This window comes from Actinomadura kijaniata NBRC 14229 (assembly GCF_001552175.1).
GTDB lineage: Bacteria > Actinomycetota > Actinomycetes > Streptosporangiales > Streptosporangiaceae > Spirillospora > Spirillospora kijaniata.
Genome location: NZ_BCQR01000005.1, coordinates 20,203 through 29,720 on the forward strand (window position 1 = coordinate 20,203; position 9,518 = coordinate 29,720).

The following is a 9,518-nucleotide window of genomic DNA, read 5'->3' on the forward strand; positions in this document are numbered from 1 at the left end:
TTGGTGGATCCACGAAGATATGGGGGGTAAGCCATCACTTCTGCGACAAGCATTGCAGTTGATTGGCGTTCCGCCCAGTCTGGGGGCATGGCTTCACGGTTTCTTCGGCCGGACTCGCTGGCCGTTCACGCCGGTCGCGAGGACCTGGCGGACCTCGGCGTCCACGCGCCGCCCCTCGACCTGTCGTCGACCAACCCGCTGCCCGACGTCGAGGCGGGCGGGCTGTCCTACGAGGCCATGGCGTCGGGCGGGACGCCGCTGGCCGAGGGCGGCGCGGTGTACGCGCGGCTGTGGAACCCGACGGTCGCGCGCTTCGAGGAGGCCCTGGCCGCGCTGGAGCACGCCGATGCCGCCGTGGCGTTCTCGTCCGGGATGGCCGCGTTCACCGCCGTGGCGCTCGCGCGGGTCCACGAGACCGGCCGCCGCCACGTCGTGGCGGTACGGCCCCTGTACGGCGGCACCGACCACCTGCTCGCCTCCGGGCTGCTCGGCACCGAGACGACGTTCTGCCGGCCCGAGGAGATCGCGGGCGCGGTACGGCCCGACACCGCCCTGGTGATCCTGGAGACCCCGGCGAACCCGACGCTCGACCTGGTCGACATCCGCGCCGCCGTCACCGCCGCCGGGCCGGTTCCGGTGCTGGTCGACAACACCTTCGCCACCCCGGTCCTGCAGAACCCGCTCGACCACGGCGCGGCGTTCGCGCTGCACAGCGCGACCAAGTACCTCGGCGGGCACGGCGACGTCATCGGGGGCGTCGTCGCCTGCTCCGCCGAGCACGCGGCCGCGCTGCGGCGGGTCCGCGCGGTCACCGGGGCGCTCCTGCACCCGCTGGGCGGTTACCTGCTGCACCGGGGCCTGGCCACGCTGCCGGTCCGCGTCCGCGCCCAGCAGGACAACGCGCGGCGCGTCGCCGCGTGGCTGGCCGCGCACCCGCAGGTCACGGCGGTCCACTACCCGGAACTGGCCGGGGACCCGCGCGGGCTGCTGGGCCGCCAGATGCGCGGCCCGGGCGCGATGCTCGCGGTCGAGCTGCGCGGAGGCTACGCGGCGGCCCGGAACGTCACCTCCGCCGTCCGCCTGTTCACCCACGCGGTCTCGCTCGGCGGCGTGGACTCGCTGATCCAGCACCCGCGCGCCCTCACCCACCGGCCCGTCACCGCCGAGGCGAAGCCGGGCGAGGGCCTGGTCCGGCTGTCGATCGGGCTGGAGGACCCCGCGGACCTGATCGCCGACCTCGACCAGGCCCTGGCACCGGACCGGTCCGCGCCCCGGTCCGGCGACGAGGTCGGGGCGGACGCCGGGCGGCAGCCGGTCGCGCACTGACCGGCCGCCGCCCCGGCGGGGCCCTTGTGTCGTGGCTCACACGAGATCTACGATCACGGCATCGAAGCGCTTCGACACGCTCTCGACGCGAAGGAGCCCCGATGTACCGACGCGGATTCCTGGCGGCCTCCGCGCTGGCGGCCGGGGCGGCGGCGCTGCCCCCGCCGTCCGCCCACGCCGCCGCCCCGCCCCCCGCCCTCGCCCCCGGCAACCGCCACGCCCTGCAAAAGCGCTTCGTCGACTGGCGCTTCGGCATGTTCCTGCACTTCAACATGGGGACGTTCCATGACGCCGAATGGGTGGAGCCCGACCGCGACCCCGCCTCGTTCGCCCCCACCGACCTGGACTGCGGCCAGTGGGCCGACGCCGCCCGCGCCGCCGGGATGCGGTTCGCCGTCCTGACCGCCAAGCACCACGACGGGTTCTGCCTCTGGCCGTCCCGGCACACCCCCTACACCGTGGCCGACAGCCCGGTGAAGCGCGACATCGTCCGCGAGTACATGCGCGCCTTCCGCGCCCGCGGCGTCACCCCCTGCCTGTACTTCTCGATCTGGGACCGCACCAACGGCGTGGGCCCCAAGGGTTTCGACGACCGGCCGCCGATCACCCGCGACCGGATCGAGTTCGTCAAGGCACAGCTCACCGAGCTGCTCACCGGGTACGGGCCGGTCCCCCTGCTGATCCTCGACGGCTGGGCGTGGCACTGGGCGTTCGGGCACCAGAGCGTGCCGTTCGGCGAGATCCGCGCGCACATCGCCGCCCTGCAACCCGACTGCCTGGTGCTCGACCTCAACGGGCTGACCGTGCCGTGGCACTCGGACCTGCTGTTCATCGAGGAGACCAAGGGCGGCGTGTTCTGCCCGCCCGGCAACACCCTCGCGGCCTCGCAGGGGCAGACCGTCTCCCCGGCGGGGTGGTTCTGGCACCCCTCCACGCCCGCGACCCTGCTCAGCACCGAGCAGATCGTGGACGGCCACCTCACGCCGCTGGAACAGCGCTACTGCACCTTCATCCTCAACTGCCCGCCCAACCCGCGCGGCCTGCTGGACGACGAGGTCGTGACCAGGCTGCGGGAGGTCGGCCGCGCGTGGCGGCCCGACCGGACCCGCCCCCCGCTGCCCGCCCAGCCCGACGTGCTGCGCCATCCGCTCACCCCGGTCGCCTCCGACGCCCCGGCCGCCGTGGACGGGCACAGCGACTACGGCTGGAACGGCCAGGCCGACCAGACCCTCTGGACGTCCGGCACGCCCCTGCCCCAGGCGGCCACCCTCGACCTGGGCCGGGTGTTCACCGGCATCGACGCCGTGGGCTACCTCCCGCGCCAGGACACCCGGACGCCCGGCTCGTTCGAGGAGTTCGTCACCACCGGCAACATCACCGGATACCGGGTGCTGACCAGCGTCGACGGCAGGCGCTTCCGGCCCGTCGCCGAAGGCCGGTGGGCCGCCGACCACGCCTACAAGCTGGTCCGCCTCCGCCGGCCCGTGACGGCCCGCCACGTCCGGCTGGAGGCGCGGGCGACCGTGGGCGGCGGGCCCGCCGTCGTCAGCGAGATCGACTGCGGCGGACTGAACCGCAGGCCCCGGCCCCTGTAACCGCACCCGCGCCGACGGCGGCGCACGCGCCCGGCCACTTGTGGGGCGTGCGCCCCGTCGCTTAGTCTCACCGTACGGAAAGCGCTTTCCCGCCGCCTGTTCGAACGATGATCCCGGGAGGGACCCGATGACAACCCGCACCCTCGGCGTGGTGATGAACGGCGTGACCGGCCGCATGGGCTACCGCCAGCACCTCGTCCGCTCCGTCCTGGCGATCAACTCCGCCGGCGGCGTCGCCCTGCCCACCGGCGAGCGGGTCCTGCTGAAGCCGGTGCTCGTCGGCCGCAGCGAGGCCAAGCTGCGCGACCTGGCCGGACGCCACGACATCCCCGACTGGACCACGGACCTGGACGCGGCGCTGGCCGACCCGGCCAACCAGGTCTACTTCGACGCCCAGGTGACCTCCGCCCGCGTCGGGGCCGTGACGCGCGCCATCGAGGCGGGCAAGCATGTGTACGCCGAGAAGCCCACCGCCGAGACCCTCGAGGACGCCATCACGCTGGCCAAGACCGCGCGGGCCGCCGGGGTGAAGAACGGCGTGGTGCAGGACAAGCTGTTCCTGCCGGGGCTGCTGAAGCTCAAGCGGCTGGTCGACGGCGGGTTCTTCGGACGGGTGCTGTCGGTGCGCGGGGAGTTCGGCTACTGGGTGTTCGAGGGGGACTGGCAGGCCGCCCAGCGGCCGAGCTGGAACTACCGGGCCGAGGACGGCGGCGGGATCGTGCTGGACATGTTCCCGCACTGGCACTACGTGCTGGAGAACCTGTTCGGCCGGGTCGAGGCCGTCACCGCGCGGGCGGTCACGCACGTCCCCGAGCGCTGGGACGAGGCGGGCGGCCGCTACGACGCGACCGCCGACGACGCCGCCTACGGCATCTTCGAGCTGGCGGGCGGGGTCGTGGCGCAGATCAACTCCTCCTGGACCACGCGGGTGTTCCGGGACGAGCTGGTGGAGTTCCAGGTGGACGGCACCGAGGGCAGCGCGGTGGCGGGCCTGCGGCGGTGCCGCGTCCAGCACCGCTCCACCACGCCCAAGCCGGTGTGGAACCCGGACCTGCCGGCGACCGAGCCGTTCCGGGAGCAGTGGCAGGAGGTGCCCGACAACGCCGAGTTCGACAACGGGTTCAAGACGCAGTGGGAGATGTTCGTGCGGCACGTGGCGGCCGACGAGCCGTTCCCCTACGACTTCGCCGCCGGGGCGCGCGGCGTGCAGCTCGCCCAGGCGGGCCTGCTGTCGTCCACCGAGGGCCGCCGGGTCGAGCTGACCCCGATCGACTTCGGCGGGGAGGCGTGATGATCGGTCGCGAGCACCGCCGGCTCCGCGCGCGGACCGTGCCGGGCGGACCCGGGCGCACGCTCTGGCTGCCCACCGCCGGGGGCGGCCTGACCGAGCACGCCGTCGGCGACCCGGTGGACTGGCCGCGTCCCGCCGCGCCGCCCGCGAGCCGCGTCGCGTACGCCGCCGCCCACGTGGTGGCCGACCCCCGCGCCGACAACGGCCCCGGCCGCCCCGCCACGGTGGACTGGGACGCCACCCTGCGGTTCCGCCACCACCTGTGGTCCCACGGGCTGCGGGTGGCCGACGCCATGGACACCGCCCAGCGCAACATGGGCCTGGACTGGGCCGCGACCGCCGAGCTGGTCCGGCGCTCCGCCGCCGAGGCCGCCGCCGTCGGCGACCCGGCCGAGCTGGTCGCCTGCGGCGCGGGCACCGACCACGTCCCGGACGCCGACTCCCTCAAGGCGGTCGTCGCCGCCTACGAGGAGCAGATCGAGACGGTCCGCGCGGCGGGGGCCGGGATCATCCTCATGGCCAGCCGCCAGCTCGCCCGCGTCGCCCGCGGCCCCGAGGACTACCGGGAGGTCTACGGCACGCTGCTGCGCCAGGTCGACCGGCCGGTGATCCTGCACTGGCTGGGGGAGATGTTCGACCCGAACCTGGCGGGATACTGGGGCTCGGCCGATCTGGACGAGGCGTGCGGGCACTTCCTGGCACTGGTCGGCGAGCACGCCGCGCACGTCGACGGCGTGAAGGTGTCGCTGCTGGACGCCGACCGCGAGGTGTGGCTGCGCGAGCGCCTGCCGGACGGCGTCCGCCTCTACACCGGGGACGACTTCCACTACCCGGACCTGATCGCCGGTGGCAGCGACGCGCTGCTGGGGATCTTCGACGCGATCGCCCCGGCCGCCGCGACCGCGCTGCACGCGCTCGACGTGGGTGACGCGGACGCCTACCGGGCGGCGTTCGAGCCGACCGTGCCGCTGGCGCGGAAGATCTTCGAGGCGCCGACCTACCACTACAAGACCGGCATCGTGTTCCTGGCCTGGCTGAACGGCCACCAGGACGCCTTCGCCATGGTCAACGGCGCGCACGGCGCCCGTTCGGTCGTCCACCTGGCCGAGGTCTTCCGGCTGGCGGACGCGGCGGGGCTGCTCGCCGACCCGGGCCGCGCCGTCGCCCGCATGCGCGCCCTCCTCGCGACCTACGGAGTGGACCGATGACCAGGCTGTCGCTCAACCAGTGGACGACCCGGCGCTGGTCGGTCGCCGAGGCCGTGGACGGCTGCGCCCGGCACGGCCTCCCCGCGATCGGGCTGTGGCGGGAGAAGGTCGCCGAGCACGGCCTGGCCGCCACCGCCAAGCTCGTGCGGGACGCGGGCCTGCGCGTGTCCTCCCTGTGCCGGGGCGGGTTCCTCACCGGCGACACCTGGCCGCGCGACAACCGCGAGGCCATCGACGAGGCCGCCGAGCTCGGCGCGGCGTGCCTGGTCATGGTCGTCGGCGGGCTGCCCGGCGTCACGCCGGGTCAGCCGCCGGGCCCGCGCGCCTCCCGCGACCTCGCCGGGGCGCGCCGCCGGGTCGACGAGGCCCTGGCCGCCCTGGTCCCCTACGCGGCCGAACGCGACGTCCGGCTCGCGCTGGAGCCGCTGCACCCGATGTACTGCGCCGACCGCGCGGTGCTGTCCACCCTCAAGCAGGCCCTCGACCTGGCCGAGCCGTACCCCGCCGAACGCGTGGGGGTCGTCGTGGACACCTTCCACGTCTGGTGGGACCCCGAGGCGCCCGCGCAGATCGCGCGGGCGGGCGACCGGATCGCCGGCTACCAGGTGTGCGACCAGATCCACCCGCTGCCCGCCGACGCGCTGCTGGGAAGGGGGATCATGGGCGACGGCGTCATCGGGTTCGGGCCGCTGACCGAGGCCGTGCGGGACGCGGGCTACACCGGCGACGTCGAGGTCGAGATCTTCAACGCCGACGTGTGGGCCGCCGACCCCGACGAGGTGCTGGCGACCGTCCGGGCGCGCTTCGACTCCCTGGTGCGGCCCGCCCTCGGCTGACCGCCCCCTCCCGACGCGGGCGGGGTCAGACCCGCCGCGTGCTGGCGCGCAGCACGACCTCGCCCGCGACGCTCTCGACGCTCGGCCGCTCCCGCTCCTCCAGCGCCAGGTCCAGCGCCCGCTCGCCCATCGCGGTGAGCGGCAGCCGGACCGTCGTCAGGGCGGGCACCTGGTCGCGCAGCGTCTCGATGTCGTCGAACCCGGCGACCGACAGCGTCCCCGGAACGTCCACGCCCCGCTCCCGCAGCGCCGCCAGCGCCCCGACCGCCATCACGTCGTTGACCGCGAAGACGCAGGTGACGTCGTCCAGCCCGGCGTCGACCAGCGCGCCCGCCGCCGCGTGCCCGCCGTCGCGGTCGAACCCGCCGGGGACCACGCGCGGCGCGGGCAGGCCGAGGTCGGCCAGGGCCGCGGCGAACCCCTCGGTGCGGTCGGCGGCGGTCAGCAGGCGCTCCGGACCGGCCAGCACCGCGAACCGCCGGTGCCCCAGCTCCGCCAGCGCGCGGGCCAGCGCCGCCGCGCCCTCGCGGTTGGCGGGCGCGACCGTGTCCACGCCGAGCCGGTCCTGCCCGACGCAGGCGACCCGCCCGCCGGCCGTGCGGTACCGCTCGATCTCGGTGGCGAGGCGTTCGGTGACGGCCGGGTCGGCGGTGCGGGACCCGGCCAGCACCACCGCCCGGACCCGCTGCGCGCGCAGCGTGGACACCAGGGAGATCTCCCGCTCGGGGTCGCGGTGCGTCGCGCCGATCATCACGGTGCAGCCGTGCCGGTCGGCGGCCCGCATCGCACCCTCGGCCAGGGCGGCGAAGTAGGGGTCGGTGAGCGCGTGCACCACCAGCCCGACCACGTTGCTGGACCCGCGGGCCAGGGTCTGCGCGGTCACGTCGGGCTCGTAGCCGAGCTCGGCGGCGGCCCGCTCGACCCGCTGGCGCAGCGCGGCGCCGACCCGGCGGTTGCTGCCGTTCAGCACGCGTGAGGCGGTGGCGAGGGAGACCCCCGCGCGGCGGGCCACGTCCTCAAGCGTGATCACTCGGTCCCCCTGGTGCGACGGTCGGACGGCGCTGTGCCGACACCCTACCGTGGTAAGCGCTTTCCAGAGGAAGTCCCCGCCGCGCGGCGACCTTCCGGGCCCTCCCCGGCGACCAGCGGCCGGGACGAGGAGGGCGGCCGTGGCACCGACGACGTCACCAGGAGAAGCGGAACACCGTCGTGGAGACGCGCGTCCCGCCGGGGCGCAGCACCGTCGACGGGAACGCGGGCTGGTTGGGGGAGTCGGGGAAGTGCTGGGTCTCCAGGCAGAACCCCGCGCCCTGCCGGTAGGCGCGCCCGCCGGTCCCGACCACCGAGCCGGTGAGGAAGTTGCCCGAGTAGAACTGCACGCCGGGCTCGGTGGTGAGCACCTCCATCACCCGGCCCGACCCCGGCTCCTCCACGCGAGCCGCCGGGAGCGGCGCGTCGGCGGGCGCGTCGCGCAGCACGAGGGTGTGGTCGTAGCCGCTGCCGACGAGCAGCTGCGGATGCGGGTCGCGGAGGCGCTCCCCGATGGCGCGCGGCGCGCGGAAGTCGAACGGGGTCCCCTCCACCGGCGCGATCTTCCCGGTGGGGATCTGGTGCCCGTCCACCGGCAGGTACCGGTCGGCCTCGACGGTCAGCACGTGGCCGTACACGTCGCCGGAGTCCTCCCCGGCCAGGTTGAAGTAGGAGTGGTTGGTGAGGTTCACGACGGTCGGCGCGTCGGCGGTCGCCCGGTAGTCGATCCGCAGCGCGTCGTCGGTGAGGGTGTAGGTCACCTCGGCGCGCAGCGTCCCCGGATAGCCCTCCTCGCCGTCGGGGCTGACGCGGGCGAGGGTGACGCGGTCCGGGCCGGAACCGGTCACCTCCCAGACGCGCTTGTCGAAGCCGCGTTCGCCGCCGTGCAGGCTGTTGGGGCCGTTGTTGACCGGCAGCCGGTGCTCGCGGCCGTCGAGCCGGAACCGCCCGCCCGCGATGCGGTTGCCGTACCGGCCGACGACCGCGCCGAAGTAGCGGCTCCTGGTCAGGTAGTCCTCCAGGGTGGAGCAGCCGAGCACCACGTTGGCGCGCCCGCCGTCGCGGCCGGGGACCTCCAGCGTCTGGACGACGCAGCCGTAGGTGAGGATCCGGGCGCGCAGCCCCGAACCGCTCTCCAGCGTGTGGCGGTGCACGGCGGTGCCGTCGGGCAGGGTTCCGAACTTCTCGCTCATCAGGGGTCCTCACCGGGGAAGCCGCGCGGGCGCGGCGGTGGACTCGCGGACGACCAGTGTCGTCTGCAGGCTCGTCACGGAGGGTCCCGCCTCCTCGGCGCCGACCTGCTGCAGCAGCATGTCGACGGCGGTGCGGCCCGCCGCGACCGTCGGCATCGCCACCGTGGTCAGCTTCGGCCGGGCCAGCCGTCCCTGCATGATGTCGTCGAAGCCGACCACGCTGACGTCGCCGGGGACCGCGACGCCGCGTTCCTCCAGGCCCTCCAGCAGGCCGATCGCCATCAGGTCGTTGTAGGCGAGCACGCCGGTGGCGCCGGCCGCCAGCACCTCCGGCGCGGCCAGCAGCCCGCCCTGCTCGGTGGGCGCGTTGGGGCCGAGCGCGGTCAGCCGCGCGCCCGCCTCCGCCGCGGCCCGCTCGGCCGCGTCCTGGATGAGGCCGCTGTTCCAGGAGCCGGACGGGCCCGTCAGCAGCGCCAGCTCGCGGTGGCCGAGCGAGGTCAGGTGCCCGACCGCCTGCCGGGCCCCGTCGGCGACGTCCATCAGCACCGCGGGCAGCCCCCTGACCGGCCGGTTCACCACCACGAACGGCACGTCCCGGCGCAGCCGGTCGATCGCCCGGTTCGACAGCCGGGGGCTGCACAGCAGCACCCCGTCCACCTGCTTGGAGAAGGTCTGGATCAGCTCCTCCTCCACCCGGGGGTCCTCGTCGGTGTCGGCGACGAACACGTGGTAGTCGCGCAGCCGGGCGTGCGCCTGGGCGGCCTTGATGAGCGGGGGGAAGAACGGGTTGGCGATGTCGGCGACGATGAGCCCGATGTTGTGGGTGCGGCCGGTGGTGAGCGCGCGGGCGGCCCGGTTGGGCCGGTAGCCGAGCCGTTCGGCCTCCGCCAGCACGCGGGTGCGGGTCTCCGGGTTGACCAGGTGGGGCGCCGAGAAGGTGCGCGACACCGTGGAGACGTGCACACCGCAGGCCCGCGCCACGTCACGGATCGTTACGGCCAAGGGGAGTCCTCTCGTCGGGGCGTGGCCATTATGCAACC

General features: G+C 74.8%; 8 protein-coding genes. 5 read left to right on the plus strand and 3 right to left on the minus strand.

Annotated elements, in window-relative coordinates; translation table 11 throughout:
- Window positions 1–87: 87 nt before the first annotated feature.
- The 5 genes from AKI01S_RS01890 (at window position 88) to AKI01S_RS01910 (ending at window position 6,256) form a co-directional block, all read left to right on the plus strand.
- On the plus strand, window positions 88–1,326 hold the full coding sequence (locus AKI01S_RS01890) for a trans-sulfuration enzyme family protein (protein WP_067811615.1): 1,239 nt from the start codon (window positions 88–90) through the stop codon (window positions 1,324–1,326).
- 101 nt (window positions 1,327–1,427) lie between these two features.
- Window positions 1,428–2,921, plus strand: coding sequence for an alpha-L-fucosidase (locus AKI01S_RS01895; RefSeq protein ID WP_067811617.1), 1,494 nt, complete (start codon window positions 1,428–1,430; stop codon window positions 2,919–2,921).
- Between the two features lie 127 nt (window positions 2,922–3,048).
- Entirely contained in the window at window positions 3,049–4,212 is a 1,164-nt protein-coding gene (locus tag AKI01S_RS01900; RefSeq protein WP_067811619.1) for a Gfo/Idh/MocA family protein, read from the plus strand.
- Window positions 4,212–5,420, plus strand: coding sequence for a dihydrodipicolinate synthase family protein (locus AKI01S_RS01905; protein ID WP_067811620.1), 1,209 nt, complete (start codon window positions 4,212–4,214; stop codon window positions 5,418–5,420). Before AKI01S_RS01900 ends, AKI01S_RS01905 begins: the two co-directional genes overlap by 1 nt.
- Window positions 5,417–6,256: a sugar phosphate isomerase/epimerase family protein gene (locus tag AKI01S_RS01910; protein WP_067811622.1), complete on the plus strand. Its 840-nt coding sequence runs from the start codon at window positions 5,417–5,419 to the stop codon at window positions 6,254–6,256. The genes AKI01S_RS01905 and AKI01S_RS01910 overlap by 4 nt, the downstream gene beginning before the upstream one ends.
- A 25-nt stretch (window positions 6,257–6,281) precedes the next feature.
- Here the strand turns inward: AKI01S_RS01910 and AKI01S_RS01915 are convergent, their stop codons facing one another.
- From AKI01S_RS01915 to AKI01S_RS01925, 3 genes are all read right to left on the minus strand, one after another.
- Window positions 6,282–7,286, minus strand: coding sequence for a LacI family DNA-binding transcriptional regulator (locus AKI01S_RS01915; protein ID WP_067811623.1), 1,005 nt, complete (start codon window positions 7,284–7,286; stop codon window positions 6,282–6,284).
- 154 nt (window positions 7,287–7,440) lie between these two features.
- Complete coding sequence (locus AKI01S_RS01920; protein WP_067811625.1) at window positions 7,441–8,478, minus strand: aldose epimerase family protein; 1,038 nt, start codon at window positions 8,476–8,478, stop codon at window positions 7,441–7,443.
- Window positions 8,479–8,487: 9 nt separating this feature from the next.
- Window positions 8,488–9,480: a LacI family DNA-binding transcriptional regulator gene (locus AKI01S_RS01925; RefSeq protein WP_067811630.1), complete on the minus strand. Its 993-nt coding sequence runs from the start codon at window positions 9,478–9,480 to the stop codon at window positions 8,488–8,490.
- Window positions 9,481–9,518 lie beyond the last annotated feature (38 nt).

Bases quoted from the DNA above. Each gene is read 5' to 3' on its own strand.
- AKI01S_RS01890 (WP_067811615.1), top strand. From the start codon at position 88: ATGGCTTCACGGTTTCTTCGGCCGGACTCGCTGGCCGTTCACGCCGGT.
- AKI01S_RS01895 (WP_067811617.1), top strand. From the start codon at position 1,428: ATGTACCGACGCGGATTCCTGGCGGCCTCCGCGCTGGCGGCCGGGGCG.
- AKI01S_RS01900 (WP_067811619.1), top strand. From the start codon at position 3,049: ATGACAACCCGCACCCTCGGCGTGGTGATGAACGGCGTGACCGGCCGC.
- AKI01S_RS01905 (WP_067811620.1), top strand. From the start codon at position 4,212: ATGATCGGTCGCGAGCACCGCCGGCTCCGCGCGCGGACCGTGCCGGGC.
- AKI01S_RS01910 (WP_067811622.1), top strand. From the start codon at position 5,417: ATGACCAGGCTGTCGCTCAACCAGTGGACGACCCGGCGCTGGTCGGTC.
- AKI01S_RS01920 (WP_067811625.1), bottom strand. From the start codon at position 8,478: ATGAGCGAGAAGTTCGGAACCCTGCCCGACGGCACCGCCGTGCACCGC.